Source organism: Cupriavidus cauae, from assembly GCF_026210475.1.
Taxonomy (GTDB): Bacteria; Pseudomonadota; Gammaproteobacteria; order Burkholderiales; family Burkholderiaceae; genus Cupriavidus; species Cupriavidus cauae.
Genome location: NZ_CP080293.1, coordinates 2,533,741 through 2,554,374, shown reverse-complemented (window position 1 = coordinate 2,554,374; position 20,634 = coordinate 2,533,741). Strand labels below are relative to the sequence as shown.

Below are 20,634 nucleotides of genomic sequence, written 5' to 3'. Positions count from 1 at the left end.
GGCAGCTCGTACCTTAGCACCGTTCCGTCAGCCTGACGGAAACTCCGCAGCGCCATGGGACAATGCGGTCCACCGCCACCCTGCCCGCTTCGATCGTGACCTTCCTTGCCTATACGGCGCTGTTCGTGCTGACGGCGCTGGCCGAGATCGTCGGCTGCTATTTGCCTTACCTGGTATTAAAGCAGGAAAAGACCCCGCTGCTGCTGGTTCCCGCGGCCCTGGCGTTGGCGGCCTTCGCCTGGCTGCTGACCCTGCATCCCACCGCCGCCGGTCGAACGTATGCGGCGTATGGCGGCGTCTATATTGCCGTCGCGCTGGTGTGGCTTCGCATCGTGGACGGGCTGCCGCTGACGCGCTGGGACGTCCTCGGCGCCGCGGTGGCGCTGGCCGGCATGGCAATTATCGTGCTGCAGCCGACCACGGGTGCCCGGACGGGCTGATCCGCTGATCCGCCGATCCGCCGATCCGCCGATCCCCGGTCCGGACATCCCGTCCCGATCATTGCCGTACCGGTCTCGACGGCACGCCGGCCGCTCTGTCCACGAGCCGATCGATCAGCCAGACCAGCAGCATCGTGATTCCCATCAGCGGGAATATCGCCCCCAGTACCGCCAGTCCGGCAATCCATGCGCGCATCGGCGGCGGGCTCGACGGACGCGACGGCGGGCCCAATGCATTGGCCGGCTTGCGCTTGATCCACATGACGAAGCCGGTGATGGCCAGCGCCATCAGGCCGAGCGAGATCGCGGCGCATGCGATCTGATTGGCAAGGCCGAAATACCGGCCCATATGGAGCGAGGTGCCGTACGACACGGCCTTGGCGACGGGGCCGTAGTCGTCGTAGCGGATATCCCGGACGATATTGCCGCTGTGCGGATCGATATGCAGCGTTCTTTCGGCCTTGGGGTCGCTGGGGAAGCACGACACCGAATAGACCGCATCGGGCGTCCCCGGCAGTGCCACCTGGCATCCCGCGCCGGCACCGCGCGAGCCGGCGATGGCAACGACCCGATCCAGACCGATCGGGGCATGGCCGGCGGATGCGCTGGTTCCGACCGGCACGACGGTCAATCCCGTCGCCCACGGGATTTCGCTCAGCGGCAGCGATTCCATCGTCCTGCCGTGTCGCCGGTGATCGCCATGAGCGGCATGATTGCCCTCACGGACGGGCGCGTGCGCATGCCCTGCTTCGCCATCGGCCGGGCGCCCCAGGTTCGCGGCCGTCGTGATGGCCTTGAATTGCTTGCCCCAGAAGGCGGTCCACGGCAGACCGGACAAAACGAACACCAGCGCGCCGATCGCCAGCGAAGCGCCGAGCATCAGATGGATTTCCTTCCACCGCCCTCGGCTGCCGCTTGCCGGCCGCATTGCAAACGCCCTCACACCCGATTCGCGCAAGCGCGGCCACCACATGGCCAGGCCGGTGGCGATCATCACCAGCGTCCAGCATCCGGCCAGTTCCATCAGCAATTCGCCGGGCTTTCCTGCCAGCAAGGCGCGATGCAGCAACCGGACCTGCTTCATGAAGCGGTCTTCCACGCTGAGGCTGCCCAGCACCGCGCCTGAATAGGGATCCAGATAGAGGCTTTCGCTGTTGCCCGAGGGCAGGCGGAAGATGAACTCCGCACTGGCGCGCGGATCGTTGCGCATGGTGTAGGTCGTGGCCACGGCGCCGGCCGGCGCGGCCGCCCTCGCCCGCTCCAGCAGCGTTTGCGGGGACAGCGGCTCGCCCTGCGGTGTCACGCGCAATAGCCCCGGATACAGCAAGGGTTCGATTTGCGGCTGGAAGCAGTAAATGGTGCCGGTGATCGCCAGCACGATCAGAAAGGGCATTACGAACAGGCCGGCGTAGAAATGCCAGCGCCAAAGCGTGCGGTGGGCGGCGGACGTTGGGGCAGGCGCTGCGGCGGGCGATCGGGGTGTCGGTACGGACATCTGCGGGAGCGGTGAATGCGTGATGGCGCTATCGAAGCTATTGGGTTATTGGGTTATTGGGGTTATTGGGGTTATTGGGGTTATTGGCCTATTGGCGTCATTTTTTTGACAAGCGAGGCGGATCGCCGCGCCGATCCGTACTGTGCGACGAAATCCCGCGCGGGTCCTGCGGCATGGTGTCGCATGTACCGTGTACGGCGTGGCCAATAGAATCGGGCACCAAAAACAACGGTGTCTCGCGGCATTCCTGCCGTCTCACCTGGGACACGCCCCCTTTCTCAATGGCCCGACTCCTTCCCCGCGAGGTGGCGCTAGCCGCTGCCGCAGTATGCCTTTCCGCCCAGGCGGCCGACCCTTCTCCTGAGGTCCACGAACTGGCACCGGTCACCGTCCATGCCGCCGGGCAGACCGCGCTGGATGATCCGGCCTCGACCGGATCGAACCTCGGCTTGACGCCGATGCAGACGCCGGCCAGCGTGGACGTCATTGCCCGCGATCAGCTCGAAGTCCGCGGCGATGTATCGCTGGTCGATGCCATCACCCGTGCACCGGGGCTGTCGGGCCTCGGCCATCCCGGCAATGGCGGCGCTTCGTTGTCCGCCCGCGGCTTTACCGATGCGGCGTCGGTGATGCGGCTCTACGATGGCGTGCGCCAATACGGCGGGATCGGCGTGACGTATCCCTTCGACACCTGGTCGGTGGAACGCATCGAGGTACTGCGCGGACCCGCCTCGGTGATCTATGGCGAAGGCGCGATCGGCGGCGTCGTCAATGTCGTGCCGAAAAAGCCGACGCGCGGACCGGTGGAAAACGAAGTCCAGGCGACGATCGGTACGGAGAATACCCAGCGGCTCGCCTTCGGCAGCGGCGGCGCGATCGACGAGCGCTGGTCATACCGCTTCGATATCAGCGGCAATCGCACGGACGGGTCGGTCGATTTCGGCGATTCGCGCAATCTGTCCGTATCGGGCGCGCTGCAATGGGATCCAACGCCGGAGCTCGGCATCAAGCTGAGCTACGCCAAGGGCTGGCAGCAGCCGGCACGGTATTTCGGCGTGCCGCTCGTCAATGGCCGCCAGGATCCGTCCTTGCGGACCCGAAACTACAACGTCAGCGACAGCCGCATCCAGTTCGACGACCAGTGGACCGAATTGTCGGCGCGGTGGATGCCGAACGCCGATCTGACGGTTCGCTCGCGGGCGTATTACATCGACAGCAAGCGTCATTGGCGCAATGCCGAGTACTACGACTATCTGCCGGCGAGCGGCCTGATCCAGCGTTCGTCCTATGTCGAGATCCTTCACGATCAATGGCAGGTCGGCAATACCACCGATGCGGTCTATCGCCATGCGTTGTTCGGCATGAACAACAGCGTGTCGGTCGGCTTCGATGTCAATCGGGCATCGTTTCGCCATACCAATAATTCGCCCTACTCGGGCAGCACGGTGGTCGATCCTTACACGTTCGATCGCGGCAATTTCATCAACGTCGCCGGCACCACGCCGCGCTACAGCAACGAGGCGGTGCAGTACGCCCTGTTCGCCGAGAATCGGCTGGAAATCACGCCGCGGTGGTCCGTGCTGGGGGGCTTGCGCTATGACCATGCCAGGATCGAGCGCCACGATCTGGTGGCCAATCGGGAGGCATTCGACAGGACGTTTTCGCACATCGGCTGGCGTGCCGGCACGGTGTACAACCTGACGCCGAATCTGGCTGTCTACGCGCAGTATTCGGAAGCGGCCGATCCCGTCAGCGCATTGCTGATGCTTTCCTCGTCGAACAGCAATTTCGAGCTGTCCACCGGTCGCCAGGTCGAGGCCGGCGTCAAGCAGGACTTCTGGAATGGCAAAGGGGAATGGACCGTTGCGGCCTACCACATCGTCAAGAAGAACCTGGTCACGCGCGACGCGGTCAATCCCACGCAAAGCGTACAGGTTGGCGAGCAGTCCTCGCGCGGCATCGAGGCCAGCATCGGCGTCGAATTCCTGCCGGGATGGCGGCTCGATGCCAATGCCGCGCTGCTGCAGGCGCGCTACGACCGGTTCACCGAATCGGTCAACGGCACGGCGGTCTCGCGCAATGGCAACGTGCCGACCGACGTGCCCGAGCGCCTGGCCAATGCCTGGCTGACCTGGCGCTTCCTGCCGGAATGGACGGCCGGCGCCGGCATCCGCCATGTCGGCCGCCGCTTTGCCGACCGCGCCAATACGCTCAAGATGCCGGCGTACACCACCACCGACCTGCTGCTGCAATGGCGGCCGCGCAAGCACACCACGCTGTCACTGCGCGGCTTCAATGTGTTCGACCGGCACTATGTCGCGACGGCCTACTACAACCCGACCCAATGGCTGCAAGGGGCCGGACGGCGGGTGGAATTGACGGTCAATCACCGGTTTTGAGTTCAGGCACGCGTCGACACGGTTTTGCGCCACCATGACGCGAACCGGCCGTGCCGCGGCGAAGCAATGGCGTGGCGCTGCTTTATAGTTCGTATCTTCTTCAGTCCGTTGACCGGGCCGTCGATCGTCTCGAACGTCCATGCACACTGCCTCCCATCGCCTGTTCTCCCGCTTGCGTCCGCTGGTCCCCGCCGTTTTCGCGATGTTCGTGCTCGCCGGATGCGCCCTGCCACCGCTGGAACCCCGAACCGAATCGCATGCGTTGACGCCGGAAGCGTCCCGCGACACGGCGCTGGGCCGCGCGCTGGCGCCGGCATTGGCCGAGCGTCCCGGCCTGTCGGGCATCCACCCGCTGGCCGATCCGCGCGAGGCCTTCGCCGCGCGGGTCCATGGCGCCCGCATGGCCGAGCGCACGCTGGACGTGCAGTACTACATCTGGCGCCGCGACACCACCGGCACGCTGCTGCTCGATGCCCTGCATGAAGCCGCCGAGCGCGGCGTGCGCGTGCGTCTGCTGCTGGACGACAACGGCATCTCGGGCCTCGACGAAATCCTGTCCGCGCTGGACGCCCATCCCAACATCGAAGTCCGCCTGTTCAATCCATTCGTCGTGCGCTCGCCGAAATTCATCGGCTATCTGACGGACTTCCGCCGCCTGAACCGGCGCATGCACAATAAATCGTTCACGGTGGATGCGCAGGCGACCATCGTGGGCGGACGCAATGTCGGCGACGAATATTTTGGCGCCACCGATGGCGTGCTGTTTTCCGATCTGGACGTGCTGGCCGTCGGGCCGATTGCTGCCGAGGTCGAACGGGACTTCGATCGCTACTGGGCGAGCGCCAGTGCGTATCCGGTGAACCGGATCGCGTTGCCCGTGTCCCCGGACAGGCTGGAACAACTGGCCCGGGAGGCCGCCACCGCGGAGCGCGACCCCGCCGCCACGGCTTACATGAACGCCCTGAAGGCACTGCCGGCCTACCGTCGCATCATCGATGGCACCCTGGCGTTCGAGTGGGCAAAGACACAGATCGTCAGCGACGATCCCGCCAAGGTCCTGGGCAAGGCGCCGAGCAATGGACTGATCGGGCATCAGCTGATGGAGACCATCGGCGTGCCGACGCGCGAACTGGACCTGGTGTCGCCCTACTTCGTTCCGACCGAGGCCGGTGCGAAGACCTTTGCCGACCTCGCCGCCAAGGGGGTCAAGGTGCGCGTGCTGACCAATGCGGCCGAGGCCACGGACGTCAAGGTGGTGCACTCCGGCTATGTCAAATGGCGCCGCGCGCTGCTCGAATCCGGCGTGCAATTGTTCGAGCTGCGGCGCGAAGTCGCGCCGCCCGCGGACAAGGCCGATACCACTCCCCGCTCCAGGGCCGAGGAGCGCGCCGGGCCGTTCGGCAGCTCCGGCGCAAGCCTGCATGCCAAGACGTTCGCCGTCGATGCGCAGCGGGCCTTTGTCGGTTCGCTCAATTTCGATCCGCGCTCGGCCCATCTGAATACCGAATTGGGTTTCGTGATCGACAGTCCCGCGCTGGCCGGCAGGATCGAATCCGCATTCGATACCAGCGTTCCGCAGAACGCCTATGAGGTCCGGCTGGCCGACGACGGCAGCCTGTACTGGCTCGAAAGGCGCGGCAGCGACACGATTCGCCACGATACCGAGCCCAATACCAGCTGGCTGGAGCGCTTGTGGATCCGGGGCTTGTCGTTGCTGCCGATCGACTGGATGTTGTGACGTGCTGCGGGGTATTGCGACGTGCGGCGATGTGTCGTGGGGATGCGCTGCGGGACCGCTACGCGCGGAGAAAAACCTGCCGAGCGGTCCCCGGCGTTCCGCTATTGCGCGTCCTGCTCGCCCATCATCGCCGCCGGGTTCATCCACACCGGCTCGAACAGGTGACCGTCCGGGTCCTCGAAGGTGCGCAGGTACATGAAACCCATGTCCTGCGGCTCGCGAATGTCCGCGCGTCCGCCGGCCGATTTCGCGGCTTCGACGATGGCGTCCACCTCCTCGCGGCTGTCGATCGACAGCGCGATCAGCATGGCGCTGGTCTGGTGCCCGTCGGCGATCGGCTTGCTGGTGAAGGTCCCGTAATAGGCGTGCGTCATCAGATGAAAGTTGATGGTATCGGACCACACCATCGACGAGGTCTGATGGTCGCTGAACTGCTCGTTCCTGACGCAGCCGATCGCCTCGTAGAAGCGCGTCGCGGCCGCGAGATCGCGGACCGGCAGGTTCAGGAAAATCATCTTTGCCATCGTGTCTCCTCCGTTGGGTTCTACTGCATTGGGGTGGTTCGCGTCTCGGTTCGCCCATGTTTGCCGGGATATTCCAGCTGCATGGCGACGAGTGCTTCCGTACGCGTGCCGTAGCGTTGGCCGATGCCGTTCAGGGCCGCATCAAGCGCCTTCGCCGGGTGCGGTTCCGCGGTGAGTGCAATGGTGCGTTCTCCATCCCAGTCCTTGCCCACCTGCTCGGGCAGCAGCCGGATGCCGTTCCGGGTCTGGATCGGCCCCGGCTGCGCGGCGAAGGAGATGGCCTGCGAACGGTAGGTGCGCGACCACGCGTCGGCGACCAGCGCCAGCGATACCTCGTCGACGCCGGGCCGCAGCGCGATGCCGAGCCGTTCGCGGTTCCAGAACGCCATGGTGTTGCCCATCGCCGTCAAGGCGAAGGGACGCGTGAAGGTGAAGGCGTCGCTGTCGTGGCGCGCATCCCAATGCGGCAGGCCGAGGTCGCGGGCGACCGCCTCTGCCCTGTCGCGGCCGGCCACGGCTTCGATCAGCGTCAGCGTCATCGGCATCGAGGCGGAAATGCCGGTGGTCGTGGCGACGCGGCCGTCGACCACGATGCGCCGATCGGGGACGTGGCGTACCGTGGGATGCTTCTCCAGCAGGTCGTTCAGGTAGTACCAATGAGTGGTGGCGCGCTTGCCGTCGAGCAGGCCGGCTGCGGCCACCACCTTCGCTCCGGCGCAGATGCCGATCACGGTGGCGCCCTTGGCGGCCTGGCCGCGGATCCATTGCAGCACGGTCGGATCGTCGTCTCGGCTCATCGCCGGGACCAGCACGTAGTCAGCGCCCTGGGGATGCTGCGCGTCGAACTGCGCGATCGTTGCATCCGGCTCGACCCGCAGCGCGGGGTAGAGCTTCACCGGTCCGGGCTGCGTCGCCAATGCCGCCACCTCGCCGATGTCGGCGCGGCGCAGGATGCCATAGGGCATCAGATAGTCGGTGGTTTCGGTGGCGTCGTTGATGCCGACGATGGCGATCACCGGGCGCGGGCGCTTGGGCGGCTTCAGCGCCGACAGCGTGGCGGCCCGCTCGGATTCGGCGATCGCCGGCGGCGCGGCGGGAGTTGTGGCCGGCGGCAAGGACAGCAGCCACGCCGCGCCGGCGGCCAGCGCGATGACCACCATACCGGCAATGCCGAGCCCGATCCATGTCGCACGACGTCGATTCGGCCGGTTCATCGTCCTCGTCTCCCCGTGGTTTTTTTAGCCAGACCACTAGCTTAGGCGGACGGAATCGGGACGCCAAGCCATGCCAAGGTGTCCACATTTGGCTGGGATCGGTCGATGCCGAACACCATGCCGGTGCCCGCGCCGATAGCGGGGCCGGCGCCGGGCAAGTACCGGACCTTCGCGCCCTACCCCTTTCGCAGTCCCTCCACCGGATCGGTCTCGAACGCCTGCCACAGCGCATCGCGCCGCTGCAGCGCCTCGATCACCGCCGGCTGGCGCAATTGAGCGACGGCGGACACCAGTGCATTGCACAGGAAGAATGCCGCCGTGTAGGAGTCGAATGGGGATGCGTTGGCGGTGCGCACCAGCAGATGGTGGTCGGCCAGCGGCACCAGCGGCGCGGCGGGGCTGTCGCAGATGGCGACGACGCGGGCGCCCCGCTCGCGGAAGGCACGGGCGATGCTGACCGGCGCGCTGGAATAGCGGCGGACGCTGAAGGTCAGCAGCACGTCTTCCGGCTGGACCCACAGCATGCCGTCGGTGGCCGTCACGGCGCCGGCGCCCAGCTCCTGCACATTGGGCCGGCACATGTTCAGATGCAGCGCCAGCCAGGCACTGACCGGCGCGCTGTTCTTCTGCGCGAGGATGAACAGGCGCCCTTTTCCTCCGGCCAGCAGGCGTGCGATCGCCTCGAAGGCGGCGATGTCCAGCGATTCGTGCGTGGCGGTCAGGTTGTGCTGGTCGTGCATCAACGCATCGTCGAGGCAGGCCCGCAAGGTTCGCTTGCCGCCGATCAGCGCCGGCGCGCGCTGTCCCGCGGTCGGCAGCGCCGCCGTTACGCTGGCCCGCGCTTCGCGCTGGGCGTCGGCATAGCTGGCATAGCCGAGCTTGGCGAACAGCCTGACCACGGTCGACGCGCTGGTGCCGTGCTGTGCCGCCAGCGCGGTCGCCGATTCCAGCAGCACATGCGGATAGCCGCGCGTCAGCGCGTCGGCCAGCTCGCGCTCGCGCGCGGTCAACGTGGCGGCTTCGCGCGCCAACCGGTCGAGCAGCGTGGCGCCATGATCGGCGCTTTCCTTGCGGGAGTTCGTCATATTGACACTCTGCAATACGTATTGCATGATGATATCACCGTTGCAATACATGTTTCATGGTGCATGTTGTTGCGCCTCCCATCACGTCTTTCATAGCGAACCGGGCACCGGTCTTCGGTATTCGGTCATCCGTCGCGAACAGGAACCCCATGCAGGATAAGGAAGTTGCCCAGGGCGCGCAGGCGCTGCTGGACTGGCTGCAAGGCCAGCATCAGGCGATGCAGGACTTGCTGCAGAAGATCGTCGACATCGACAGCGGCAGCCGCCACGAAGCCGGCGTCCAGGCCGTGGCCGAGGTCCTGCGCGCGCATCTGGAAGCCGCCGGCATCGCCGTGCGCTTTCATGCGGTGCCGGGATACGGCGTTTGCCTCGATGCGCAGGTGCCGGGCTCCGGCGAGGGCCTGCCGGTCCTGCTGATGGGGCATATGGATACGGTCTATCCCGAAGGCACGGCGGCCAGGCGGCCCTTCCGCGTCGAGGATGGACGCGCCTACGGTCCCGGCGTCGCCGACATGAAATCCGGCCTGGTGCTCAATGTGTTCGTTGCCGAGGCGCTGGCGCGGCTGGGCCGGCAGGCGCCGCCGGTGCGGCTGTTCTTCTCGTGCGACGAGGAGATCGGCTCGCCCGCCACGCGCGATCGGATCATGGCCGTCGCCCGTGAAGTGCGCGCGGTGTTCAATGCGGAGCCGGGGCGCGTCAGCGGCAACCTGGTGACGGGCCGCAAGGGCTCGATGGTGGTCGAGTTCGAGGTCGAGGGCGTGGCCGCGCACTCGGGCATCAACCACGCCCATGGCGCCAGCGCGATCGATGCGTTGGCGCGCAAGATCCTGGCGCTGCATGCGCTGACCGACCCGGCATCGGGCATCACCACCAATGTCGGCTGCGTGCAGGGCGGCATCGTGCCGAACATGGTCGCGCCGCATGCCAGGGCGCAGCTCGATGTGCGCTTCACCGCCGATACCGACATGGACGCGCTGTACGGCCGCATCCGCGAGATCGTCGAGGCCGAATCGATTCCCCGCACGCGCGGGCGCATCACCGACATGCGCCGCACGATGCCGATGGCGACGACGCCCGCGGCCCTGCTGTCGCTCTATCAGCGCAGCGCCGAACGCGTCGGCTTTACCGTCGACGGTGAATTCACCGGCGGCGCGGCCGACAGCGGCCTGACCAGCTCGGCCGGCACGCCGACGCTGTGCGGCACCGGCCCGGTCGGCGGCCATCCGCACACCGAGCGCGAGTACTGCGAGTTGTCCACCTTCGTGCCACGGGCGCAGGCCCTGGCGCTGGCCATCCTCGGGCTGCAATGAGCGGCATGTCCCGCCATCGAACGAATCCCTTTTCCATCCTGCCTTTCTGATCATGCAGAACCTGCCCTTCTCCCGCCGCCGCTTCGTTGGTCTTGGCCTGAGCGCCGCCGCCATTGCCGCCGCCGCGCCGCTTGGCGCCGTGGCGCAGGAAAACTGGCCGTCGCGTCCCATCACGCTGGTGGTCCCCTTCCCGCCCGGCGGATCGGTCGACATCATGGCGCGCCAGTATTCCGAGCCGCTGTCGCGCATTCTTGGCGTGCCGGTGGTCGTCGACAACCGTCCCGGCGCGGGCGGTTCGGTCGCGACGCAGGTCGTCGCGCGCAGCAAGCCCGACGGCTACACGCTGGTGGTGTCGTCGCAGAGCAGCCACCTGGCCAATCCGCTGACGCAGCCGCGCATCGGCTATGACCCGATCAAGGACTTCGAGAACATCGCGATCCTGGGCCGGCAGCCCAATGCGCTGGTCGTGCATTCCAGCCTGCCGGTGCGCACCTTCGCGGAGTTCATCGCCTATTCGAAGAAGAACCCGGGCAAGCTGGATTACGGCAGCGGCGGCGTCGGCAGCATGGGCCAGCTGAACGTCGAGATGTTCAAGGCCAGCACCGGTGCGGTGGCGACCCATATCCCGTACCGCGGCGGCTCGCAACTGATCACGGCGGTGCTGAGCAACGAGGTGCAGTTCATCCTGGACAACCTCGTCATCATGCTGCCGCACGTCAAGGACGGCAAAGTCCGCGCACTGGCGGTCGCCTCCGAACAGCGCCTCGAGCAGCTGCCGGACGTGCCGACGCTGGCCGAACTGGGCTATCCCGAACTGAACCTGAGCTCGTGGACCGGCATCGCCGCACCGGCAGGCACGCCGCAGCCGGTGGTGCAGAAGATCTACCAGGCCGTGCGCAAGGCGGCCAGCGATCCCGCCATGCAGGCTGCCCTGCGCTCCCGCGGCGTGGTCCCGCCGGAAGACATGGCCCCCGCCGCCTTCGAACGCATGATGGCCGATCGCCTGCAGCGCTATGGCGAGGTGGTGAAGCGGGCGAAGATTTCGGCGGAGTAACGCTCGTACGGCCCGTACAGCGCATACAGTCCCGGGGACCGCCCCCGGGGCTTCCATCCCTCATCGGCAATCGGCGGATGAGCTTGCCCGGCGGCGGACACGGACTACGGCGCCCGGAACAGCCTCTCGTCCCAACGCACCGGCTCCGGCGCCGAGACGACCAGCCTGGCTGCATCCGGGTGCATTGGATTGACCAGAACGTTCCACTCGAGCCGGGCAACGACCGATGGCACGATCAGCACGGCCGATCGGAGGTCGGCCAGCCAGCGATCGCCGAAGCCGCGAGCCGTGCGGGGATCGTTCACGGCGTCCCATCCCGCCGGCAAGTCGTCCGGCCCTGCACGTTCGAGCGCGATGTCGTCAGGTACGTCGGCAACCACCACGACGTGCTGGCGAGGCACCTTGCCGATGCGTGAGTGAACGAGAATCTCGAGCATTGCGCCCGCGAAACTCAGGGAGCCGTAGATGACGGGGCCGCCCGGGCTGTTGAAACGCCCGCCCACGAGCATGGCGCCGGTGCCGTTCCACACTTCATGGCGCCGATCTGCGATCCGGTAGATCCGCATCATGCGGCCATGCCGTAGAAGAGCCTCCAGAGAACTTCCTCGACCCGCTTGGCGCCCAGCTCCGTCATCGATACGTCGAGCGGTGTGTGACCGTCCAACAGCGGATGGGGCGCATGCAGGAATTCCCTGGCGTCCTCTTCGTCATCCCATACGAAACGGGCCGTCGCGAAGATTCGAGCCAGACGCTCTGTCTTTTCCGACTCGTCCGGCGTCAGGCGGTCCTTGCGGCGTTTGAAGGTCGCTTCCGGCACGATCCGCGACATCAACATCCGTCGTTCGTCCGAAGTTCGGACCACGTGTTCGACGATTTCTCGGAGTGCGGACTTTGGCAGTCCTTCCCGCACCGCGGCATCGAGTTCGGCGATGGATACGCGGGGAGGCGACAGCGCCATGGCCGCGCTGATGTGTTCCGGGGGAACGATCAGCATATCCGCACCTCTTGGATCAATTGATGCCAAATTGTAGGCCATTTGATCCCCCTCCGCTAAGCAGGAAAGACGGCAGGTCTTCCGATTCCTCCTTGTGTGCCGTCTCGTACTGTGACGGGCGTGGTTTCCAGACATTAATGGCCCGTCCGATATAGGCGATGGGCGCAGTTCTGCCATGGCCGTCCGTTCGCCAGACACAACCGGGGGGAGCCATGAAACCAGCGTTTCGCTTTCGACAGCGCCTGTTGACGGCCGCATTGGCGCTGTTCGGCTGCTGGCAGGCGGTGGCGGGCGGCGCGGAGGCGCGCGGGGCGTCGGTGCCCGCGGTTGCGGCGGGCACGCCGGTCGCGCCCATTACCGAAGCCGGCACGCTGAGCGGGTGCGCCAACCCGATGATCGGCAGGAACGGCGACACCGGCAGCGGCAAGCGGGCGGTGTTCGTTGATGTCAACCGGATGCGGCCGGACAGCGATCCGGTCTACGAGAAGAACGCCATTTTCTGGACCTCGCGCGAGAACCGGCCCGGCCAGAGCGTATTGATGAGCGGCGCCTTCACCGCCAACCGCAAGACCGTGCGGCTGGCGGCGCTGACGTCCGGGATGACCGACTGGCGCAGCGCGGTCCGGGCCAGCGCGATCACGGTGCCGGCCGTCAACCTGAGTTCCACGGGCTTGACCTTCACCATCCCGGCCAACCTGAAATACGGCCCCTACGCCTACCGCATCGAGGATCAGGATCGCGCGGTGCCGGCCCTGGAAGGCATCGTCAATCGGCCGGAAATCCAGTGGATTCTCGGCACGCCCGATACCGATTCCAGCCTGGAGGCGCCGGCGCATGAGCTGGTCAACTGCGGCGCCGAGGCCGGAGGCAAGCTGCGGCTGTTCGGCAAGAACTTCAACGGCAGCAAGGAAGCCTATCTGCAATCGGCCGACAACCGGCTTTATCCGCTGACGGTCGAGCACGCGGACGATACCGCGCTGGTGGCGGCCGTGCCCGCCGACATGGCGCCCGGCCCCTACCATGTGTGGATCGGCTCCCCAAAAAAGGACCTGACCGCGGCGCTGCCGGTGCCGATCCGCATTCAACCCGCGCCAAAAGCGCCCGCGGTAGTGGCATGCCCGGGACTGGCCGGCGATGGCGTCACCGACAACGCCCCGGCGCTGCAAGCGTGCCTCGACAAGAACCGCAGCAACGGCGTCCGCACCGTCTTCAAGCTGCCGGCCGGGCAATTCGCCATCTCGAGAACGATCGCCTTGCGCCGCCATCAGTATCTGGTTGGGGAATCGGAGGACGCGACCACCCTGCTCGGCAAGGCGAACAACGCCGCGGCCACCCCCGCGTCATGGATCACCGGCGACAGTCATTTCGGCATCGCCTCGCTGACGCTGCGCGGGCCCCATCGCGAAACGATGCTGCGGGCCGCGGATCTGGGCAGCGATCCGCGCACGCACGGCCATATCCTGATCCAGCGCGTCAATTTCGTCGTGTCGGCCGATTACACCAACGGCGCGGAAAGCGCCCAGTTGATCAAGATTTCCGGGCCCGACCTGCGCATCGTCAATTCGACGTTGAGCTCGCGCAAGACGCTCTCCATCGACTACGGCGACGGCGTGCTGATCGCTGGCAATCGGGCGACCAAGGGCGATTACGGCATTGCCAACAGCCAGAACGTCGTCGTCACCAAGAATCTGTTCGGCGCGCAGGACGAGGTCAACGAAGGCGTGGTGATCGGCGCCAGCCGGCCGATGATCAGCGGCACCACGGCCAACGCCACGCGCAATTTCTATCTCGGCTACAACCTGTTCCGCAACATGACCTACACGCCGACCAACCAGTTCTTTACGACGGACGGCGGCGGCGGCGCGTATCTGGGCAGGCTGGCCGCGAGCTCGGCCAGTACGGTGACGCTGGCGCGCGATCCGAACTGGGACATGGTCGGCACCAGCAATCCGGAGAACGTGCTGATGTCGATCGTCGCCGGCACGGGCGTCGGCCAGTACCGGCATCTGAAATCGATCAAGGGCCGCGTGATGGAATTGGCGACGCCATGGGACGTGGTGCCCGATTCGTCCTCGGTGATCAACATCACCACCGGCTATCTGCGCATCACCGTCAGCCATAACGAGTTCCGCAACATGCATGGCCGCGCGCTGAATTCGATCCTGTTCTTTGGCGGCGTGTTCGACAGCGTGATCGACCACAACTACAACATGAACGCCGGCGACGGCATCGCGATCGCGGCCTATGGTCCCTATGGCGACAACACCTATCTGCCGACCTTCAATATCGACTGCCTGGATAACACCGTCGCCGAGGATGGCGACCCGGTCTTCGTGATGCGCACGGCGGCGCGCAACGTCACGCGCGGGCTGGCGGTGCAAGGCATGCCGGGCGCGACGCTGTCCGGCATCCTGGTACGAGGAAACCGGGTGGCGAGCCCCGGCATGATCTTTTTCCCGAACAGCTTCAAGGACAACTATTCGGTACTGGTCGAACAGAACCAGGCGCGGGTCGAGCCCTGGTTCGGCGGATCGAGCGGGCCGCCGGGTGCGATGATCCGGAACAATCGCCCGTAGGCGCCAGAGGCCGCCGCTTTACCGCGATGGCCTTCCGCCTACGGCAGCGCGGGCCGGGCGCTCGCCGCATCTCCCCGCATCGCGGCCAGCGCCCGCAGCGACAGGTGCGCGAACCAGTAAACGAGAAACAGCATCCCGAGCACGCGCCCGATGGTCACGCCGGCAAACGCTGCCGGCCCGGGCAGCAGCAGCGCGATTGCTCCCGAGATGGCCGCGGCGATCAGGCCGCTGAGCACGACACCAGCGATCGCCACGCCGGCGAACGGCAGGCGCCAAGCTTTGGTCAGCGCCGCGAATTCGCTGGCCGATGCGCGCTTGCGCAGGGCCAGATACGGCATCAGCCGCATCGCCAGCCAGCCCTGGGCCGCGAGGTTGGCCACGCCGTACAGCAGCGGCACCGTGCCAAGGAACTGGATCACCGCGCACAGCACGATATAGGTGCCGATGTAGTGCGCCAGTGCGCCGCGCTGGCCCGCCATGGCGTCGGGAGACGGGCCGGCTGCGGAGTAAGCCGGTCCGATCTGTGCGACCGCGCCCGGCATCGACCACAGCGCCACCAGCAGGATCAGCGCGAGCTGGTACAGCACCACCAGCAGCGTCTGCGCGACCCCACCCGCGCCCCCGTACAGCGCCTGCACCCAGGGCGGCACGATGCCGATCATCAGCATGACGAGCGGCAGGCCCAGAAAGATCGCACCGGCGATCAGCAGCACCACGATCGGACCGACGGCGAGCTTGAGGGCGCGTGAACTGACGAAACTGGCAAGCGCGGCACGAAAGGCGGCGAACGACGGCTGCATGGCGATGGCGTGAAGGGCAAAGTGCGGGAGCCTAGCACATCGCCCCCGCGACATCGGCCCCGCGCCGCCCTGCCGTCCCCCTGTCCCGCGCTACATCCGGTACCGCAGCCCGACGAACATGCTGCGCGGCGCCCCAGGGGCGATGAAGCGCGACGTCGCCGCATCCTGCGGCGCCACGTGCGGCTGCACCAGCCGTCCATCCGGCAGGATGTTCTCGGCCAGCTGACCGTAGCTGGCATAGCGGCGGTCGAAGAGATTGTCGATGCGCGCATACAGCTCGAGCTGCTTGCTGACCCGATAGCTGGCGCGCAGATTGACGGTGGCATAGCCGGCGGTATCCCAGCGCCGCGCATCCGGCGCCCTGCCCGGCCGCGGGTCGCTGGCCAGGCCGTCCTCGTTGCCGCTGATCACGCTGGACGACACCGCCAGCACGTCGGCGCCCACCGCGAACGACGGCGTCACGCGCCAGTCGGCGCCGAACTTCAGCGTATGCCGTGGCAATCCGGCCAGCCGCATGCCGGGCCGGACGTCGATGGTGCGCTCGCCGGCCAGGATGCGGCCATGGGCCTGGTAGGTGGCCTGCAGATAGCTGTAGCCGAGCCGCAGCGTGACCGCGTCGAGGCGCCAGTTGGCCAGCAGGTCCAGGCCCTGGTGGCGGGTGCGATCGAAGTTCGAGAAATACCCCTGCTGGCTGTTCGGTGCGCGCAGGAACAGGATGTCGTCGCGATTGTCGGTGCGGTAGGCCGCGCCCGACAGCTCGAAGTCGCGCGACGGCCGCCAGCGCGCGCCGACCTCGTAGGTGCGGGACACCACCTGCTTCAGATACGGGTCGGCCTGCAGGCCGGCGGGCAAGCGGCATGGCTGGGCGGGGTCGGCGCAGCCCAGCTCGATCACGGTCGGCACGCGATTGCTCTGCGCGGCGTTGGCGAACAGCGTCAGCCCCGCCCCGACCTGCTGGGTCACGCCGATGGCGGGATTGAGCTTGCTGTAGGTGAAGCGCTCCGTCGGCTTGTCGCTGCCGTCGCTGTCGATCAGCGTGCTGGTGACCTTCAGCCGATTCCAGCGTGCCGACAGGTTCAGATGGGTGCTCGGCGTCAGCGCCCACAGGTCGGCCAGATAAAGCCCGATCGCGCGCGACTTGCCATGGGCGCCAGAGAACAGCTCGACGTCGGACCCCGGCGCGGCGGTCACGCCCCGGTCGGCACTGAGCAGCGCCTCCTGCTCGTACTGCGCGTAACGCACGCGGTTTGCGTCGAACGTCATTCCCATGTTGATGCGGTGCGCGCCCTGCTCCCTGGCCAGGCTCAGCGCAATGCCTTCCCCTCGCTGGCGGGTGTGGGTGGTGTTCAGCACGGCCGGATGCAACCCGGCACCCTGCTCTCGTGTCAGGTCGCAGTCGTCGTCGACCGGCGAGCCGTCGGGATGGAAACCATCCTCGCAGGCCTCGGCGTACTCGGCATAGTCCTCGCTGACGTCGCCGTTGACGGTATCGCGCCGGCTGTGGCGGACATAGGCCATCGCGGAGATGCGGGTCTTGTCGTCGAGCCAGTGGCTGCCGTTGAGCATGACCTGCGTGACGCGGTTGCGGGTCTGGTCCGGATAGGTGAACACCGCGCGCCGGTTGGCCGCGTACAGGTCGGGCACCGCTGCGTCGCCATCGAGCCGATAGTCCGGTACCAGGCCGTTGCCGACCAGCCTGCTGCTGCCGTGCAGCAGCGACACGTCCCACTCGGTCGACCCGCTGCTGCGGCCCGCCTTCAGGAACAGGTTGCCGAGCCGCCCATCGGAATGGTCGCGCCAGCCGTTCTCCTTGAACAGCGTGCCGGCGATGAAGCCGTGCCAGCCGTCCTCGCTGCGCGCGCCGAAGGACAGATCGGCCCGCTTGCGGGCGCCGCTGCCGTAGGACAGGTCGGCGCCGAAGCCCTGCGAGGTGAGGCCGGATTTGGTGGTCAGCGCGAGCGCGCCGCCGAGCGTGTTCAGGCCGTAGGCGGGGTTTGAGCCCGACACCAGCGCGACATTGTCGAGCGCGGCTTCGGGAATCATGTCCCAGTTCACCACGTCGCCGAACGGTTCGTTGACGCGAACGCCGTCCAGATAGACAGACAGGCCCTGCGGCACGCCGAGGATCGACGAAGCCCGAAAGCCGCGATAGGTCACGTCGGCCTGGAACGGGCTGCCCTGGATCTCGTTGACGTTGACGCCGGGCAGATTGCGGCTCAGGTATTCGACCAGATTGCCCGCGCGCGGGCCCGTCACCGCCTCGCCGTCGGCGCTCTGCACCGAATAGGGCAAGGCATCGCGTTCCACGCCGATGCCGGGCAGCGGCGCGGCGGCGACGATGGTGACGGTGGGCAGCGAACTGTCCTGTTGTGACACAGTGCTGCCCTGTTGTGCAACAGCGGGGCCGGCGCCGAACAGCGCGATCGCGCAGGCCACGGCGATGGCGCTGGGCACGGGGGGCCCCGCGCGGCGCGGCGCGGCGGCCGCGCGCCGGCCGCCGGCGGCGGCACCGCTCCGGTTGGCTGACATCTTGCATCTCCTCCTGTTATCGAGCGGACCTCTGTCGGGCCGCACGATCCCGTCGAGCAGATTCCGTACCCCGAGGGCCGGGAAAAACTCCCGACCTGACGACAGGGCCGGGCTCGCCGTGCCGGGATCGCGCGCCACGCAACCACGCCACCAGAGCGCACGGGCCGCCTCGACGAACACGAGGAGACACTGCCATGCCCCTGTCCCGCCATCTGTTGCTTCGGGCCGCGCCGATCGCGCTGCTCAGCCTGATCGTCGCCACGCTGTTCGCGCTGGCCACCGCCGCGGGCGACATCCGCAGCGAACGGCGCGGCGCCGACGCGACGGCCAGGATGTTTCGCCATCTCGCCGCGCTGCAGGCAGATCCCGCCGAGGCCCGCGACGGACATTTGCGTGCCCTGCGGGACATTGCGGCCTCCGGCGCGCTGCGCCATCTGCGGCTGACACTGCGGGACGATCGCGGCGTGGTCCTCGTCCCGCAGGCCGGGACCGCCGGCAGCGCAGCCCCCGCCGGGCCGGCCGCGTCGTGGACCATCCCCGCGGCCGAGGGCGCCGCCTACCGCGTGGCGCTGGACTGGAATCCGCGCAGCGAGGAAAGCGAGGCGCTGAACACCTTTGCCGGCCAGCTGGCCACGTTGATGCTGTACAGCGCGCTGCTGTTCGCCGGCATCGCCTGGTCGGCACGACGGGCGCTGGCCCCGCTGCGCGGGATGCTGGCGGCAATCCGCCGATACGAGCACGCCGAATACGATGCGGCGCTGCCCCCGACCCGGATCGCCGAGCTTGACGCCATCCGCCGGGCGTTGCAGCAGCTCGCCGCGGCGCTGGCGCAGGCGGAGGCTTCCCGTCGCGCGTTGAGCCTGCGGCTGCTCGATGCGCAGGAGCACGAGCGGGCGCGCATCGCGCGCGAACTGCACGACGAGCTTGGCCAGACGTTGACCGCGATGCGGGCCGACGCCGCCTACCTGTCGCGCCGGCTGGCGCATGACGCCGGGCTGCGCGGCGTGGCCGACGGGCTGTCGCAGCATGGCGCGCGCATCCAGCAGGATGTCCGCTCGCTGCTGCATCGGCTGCGGCCGCATGGCACGCAGCCGGGCAACGGGCCGGTGCCGCTGGCTCGGATGCTGCAGGACTTGCTGCAAGGGTGGCGCACGCAGCCGGACTCGCGCACGGACTTTCGCCTGGAGATAGAGCTCGGCGCGGTGGCGGTACCGCCGGCGCTGGCACTGGCGCTCTACCGCATGACGCAGGAGGCCCTGACCAACGCGGTACGGCACGCCGGCGCCGGGACGGTTCAGGCCCGCGTGGCCGCCAACGCCGCCGGCGATATCGTCTGGTGCGTCGAGGACGACGGCCGCGGCATCGCCGATCTCGGCGCCGCGCTCGAGGCCGGCTGCGGACTGGGCGGCATGCGGGAACGGGTGTGGGCCCATGGGGGCGAGCTGGAGCTGGGCGCCTCGCGGCCCGGCGAAACGCGGCCGGGGCTGAAGCTGCTTGCGCGTTTCCCTGGCGCGCTGGCGGCGCCGCCTGCCGCCGTCGCGACGATTTCGAAGGGTGCGGCCGTTGCGGCGGTGCATGCGCCAGACATCACGACCCGCGCCGGCGCCCCCGGCCACGGCTGCCTGCCGGAGCTGGCCTGATGATGCCGCTGCGCGTCGTACTCGCCGACGACCATGCCGTCGTGCGGACCGGCTACCGCCGCCTGCTGGAGCTGGACGAGCGCCTGCAGGTCGTCGGGGAGTTCGCCGACGGCGATGCCGCCTATCTCTGGCTCAGCCGCCACCCTGCCGACGTGCTGGTGCTGGACCTGTCGATGCCGGGCCGCGGCGGGCTCGAAGTGCTGCGCTGCCTGAAGGCGCGCGTGCCCGCCCTGCGCGTGCTGGTCTTCAGCATGCACGACAGCCCAGCCATCGTCGCGCAGGCGCTGCGCGCGGGAGCGGACGGCTATCTGACCAAGAGCAGCGCACCGGACCTGCTGGTCGACGCGGTGCATCGCGTCGCGGCCGGCGAGCAGCCGCTGTCGGACGATATCGCCGGCCTCGCCGGCGAGGGAGACCCGAAGGCGCTGCCGCACATGCGCCTGTCGCCGCGCGAGTTCGATCTGTTCCGCCTGCTGGTGCGCGGTATCGCGCTCGAGGACATCGCCGCGCAGCTCTACCTGAGCACCAAGACAATCGCCAATTACCAGACGCTGATCCGAAAGAAGCTGGGACTGGCCAACGTCGTCGAGATGTACCGCTATGCGCGCGAGCACGGCCTTGACTGAAGGCGGAACCGCAGACCGCGGGACCGTTGGCCATGGCCCCTTGATCGCGGACCGTTGATCGCCGGCCGCAGTGCGATTGCTCCATTTCGGGACACCGGGGACAGGGCCGCGATTAGCGACGCAACAGTGCGGGCGCGCATCACGGGCGAACCATGCCGAAAAACGGCGGCCGGCAAATGGCACGCTCCTTGCGCTGAGGGAAGTGGACTG

16 protein-coding genes are annotated in these 20,634 nt (G+C 67.5%); 8 read left to right on the top strand and 8 right to left on the bottom strand.

Features of this window, described 5'->3' with window-relative positions; translation table 11 throughout:
• The first annotated feature begins 62 nt into the window (after nucleotides 1–62).
• Complete coding sequence (locus KZ686_RS11435; RefSeq protein WP_265632421.1) at nucleotides 63–440, top strand: YnfA family protein; 378 nt, start codon at nucleotides 63–65, stop codon at nucleotides 438–440.
• 58 nt (nucleotides 441–498) lie between these two features.
• On the opposite strand, the gene KZ686_RS11430 is transcribed toward KZ686_RS11435, so the two are convergent.
• Nucleotides 499–1,935: a PepSY-associated TM helix domain-containing protein gene (locus KZ686_RS11430; protein WP_265632420.1), complete on the bottom strand. Its 1,437-nt coding sequence runs from the start codon at nucleotides 1,933–1,935 to the stop codon at nucleotides 499–501.
• Nucleotides 1,936–2,216: 281 nt separating this feature from the next.
• Here KZ686_RS11430 and KZ686_RS11425 point away from each other — a divergent pair, with 281 nt between their 5' ends.
• Nucleotides 2,217–4,334 (top strand): TonB-dependent receptor, encoded by a 2,118-nt coding sequence (locus KZ686_RS11425; protein ID WP_265632419.1) that lies wholly within the window; start codon nucleotides 2,217–2,219, stop codon nucleotides 4,332–4,334.
• A 139-nt stretch (nucleotides 4,335–4,473) separates the two neighbouring features.
• Nucleotides 4,474–6,072 carry a phospholipase D family protein gene (locus KZ686_RS11420; RefSeq protein WP_407648485.1) on the top strand — a complete coding sequence of 533 codons (1,599 nt, stop codon included), beginning with the start codon at nucleotides 4,474–4,476 and terminating at the stop codon, nucleotides 6,070–6,072.
• Between the two features lie 101 nt (nucleotides 6,073–6,173).
• Here the strand turns inward: KZ686_RS11420 and KZ686_RS11415 are convergent, their stop codons facing one another.
• The 3 genes from KZ686_RS11415 to KZ686_RS11405 all read right to left on the bottom strand — a co-directional run bounded on the left by KZ686_RS11415 (nucleotide 6,174) and on the right by KZ686_RS11405 (nucleotide 8,895).
• On the bottom strand, nucleotides 6,174–6,596 hold the full coding sequence (locus KZ686_RS11415; protein ID WP_150084118.1) for a VOC family protein: 423 nt from the start codon (nucleotides 6,594–6,596) through the stop codon (nucleotides 6,174–6,176).
• Between the two features lie 20 nt (nucleotides 6,597–6,616).
• Nucleotides 6,617–7,810, bottom strand: a complete 1,194-nt coding sequence (locus tag KZ686_RS11410; RefSeq protein ID WP_265632417.1) for a DJ-1/PfpI family protein — start codon at nucleotides 7,808–7,810, stop codon at nucleotides 6,617–6,619.
• Nucleotides 7,811–7,986: 176 nt separating this feature from the next.
• Nucleotides 7,987–8,895, bottom strand: a complete 909-nt coding sequence (locus KZ686_RS11405; RefSeq protein WP_265632416.1) for a MurR/RpiR family transcriptional regulator — start codon at nucleotides 8,893–8,895, stop codon at nucleotides 7,987–7,989.
• A 149-nt stretch (nucleotides 8,896–9,044) separates the two neighbouring features.
• Here KZ686_RS11405 and KZ686_RS11400 point away from each other — a divergent pair, with 149 nt between their 5' ends.
• Together KZ686_RS11400 and KZ686_RS11395 are read left to right on the top strand one after the other, a co-directional pair.
• The gene (locus KZ686_RS11400; RefSeq protein WP_149318725.1) at nucleotides 9,045–10,205 is read left to right on the top strand and encodes a M20 family metallopeptidase; all 1,161 of its coding nucleotides are present in this window, start codon (nucleotides 9,045–9,047) and stop codon (nucleotides 10,203–10,205) included.
• 52 nt (nucleotides 10,206–10,257) lie between these two features.
• The gene (locus tag KZ686_RS11395) at nucleotides 10,258–11,259 is read left to right on the top strand and encodes a Bug family tripartite tricarboxylate transporter substrate binding protein (RefSeq protein ID WP_006578080.1); all 1,002 of its coding nucleotides are present in this window, start codon (nucleotides 10,258–10,260) and stop codon (nucleotides 11,257–11,259) included.
• 104 nt (nucleotides 11,260–11,363) lie between these two features.
• Here KZ686_RS11395 and KZ686_RS11390 read toward each other — a convergent pair whose 3' ends face one another.
• Together KZ686_RS11390 and KZ686_RS11385 are read right to left on the bottom strand one after the other, a co-directional pair.
• Nucleotides 11,364–11,825, bottom strand: coding sequence for an RES family NAD+ phosphorylase (locus tag KZ686_RS11390; protein WP_265633469.1), 462 nt, complete (start codon nucleotides 11,823–11,825; stop codon nucleotides 11,364–11,366).
• Nucleotides 11,825–12,253 carry an antitoxin Xre/MbcA/ParS toxin-binding domain-containing protein gene (locus tag KZ686_RS11385; protein WP_149318727.1) on the bottom strand — a complete coding sequence of 143 codons (429 nt, stop codon included), beginning with the start codon at nucleotides 12,251–12,253 and terminating at the stop codon, nucleotides 11,825–11,827. The genes KZ686_RS11390 and KZ686_RS11385 overlap by 1 nt, the downstream gene beginning before the upstream one ends.
• 212 nt (nucleotides 12,254–12,465) lie before the next feature.
• Between KZ686_RS11385 and KZ686_RS11380 the strand changes: the two genes are divergently transcribed.
• The gene (locus KZ686_RS11380; RefSeq protein ID WP_265632415.1) at nucleotides 12,466–14,829 is read left to right on the top strand and encodes a glycosyl hydrolase family 28-related protein; all 2,364 of its coding nucleotides are present in this window, start codon (nucleotides 12,466–12,468) and stop codon (nucleotides 14,827–14,829) included.
• A gap of 38 nt (nucleotides 14,830–14,867) precedes the next feature.
• On the opposite strand, the gene KZ686_RS11375 is transcribed toward KZ686_RS11380, so the two are convergent.
• Together KZ686_RS11375 and KZ686_RS11370 are read right to left on the bottom strand one after the other, a co-directional pair.
• The gene (locus KZ686_RS11375) at nucleotides 14,868–15,629 is read right to left on the bottom strand and encodes a hypothetical protein (protein WP_226106382.1); all 762 of its coding nucleotides are present in this window, start codon (nucleotides 15,627–15,629) and stop codon (nucleotides 14,868–14,870) included.
• A gap of 90 nt (nucleotides 15,630–15,719) precedes the next feature.
• Nucleotides 15,720–18,158 carry a TonB-dependent receptor gene (locus tag KZ686_RS11370; RefSeq protein ID WP_265632414.1) on the bottom strand — a complete coding sequence of 813 codons (2,439 nt, stop codon included), beginning with the start codon at nucleotides 18,156–18,158 and terminating at the stop codon, nucleotides 15,720–15,722.
• Nucleotides 18,159–18,352: 194 nt separating this feature from the next.
• Here KZ686_RS11370 and KZ686_RS11365 point away from each other — a divergent pair, with 194 nt between their 5' ends.
• Nucleotides 18,353–19,798 carry a sensor histidine kinase gene (locus tag KZ686_RS11365; protein ID WP_265632413.1) on the top strand — a complete coding sequence of 482 codons (1,446 nt, stop codon included), beginning with the start codon at nucleotides 18,353–18,355 and terminating at the stop codon, nucleotides 19,796–19,798.
• A complete protein-coding gene (locus tag KZ686_RS11360) occupies nucleotides 19,798–20,424 on the top strand; it encodes a response regulator transcription factor (RefSeq protein WP_226106388.1) in 627 nt (208 codons plus the stop codon). Before KZ686_RS11365 ends, KZ686_RS11360 begins: the two co-directional genes overlap by 1 nt.
• The last annotated feature ends 210 nt before the right edge of the window (nucleotides 20,425–20,634 follow it).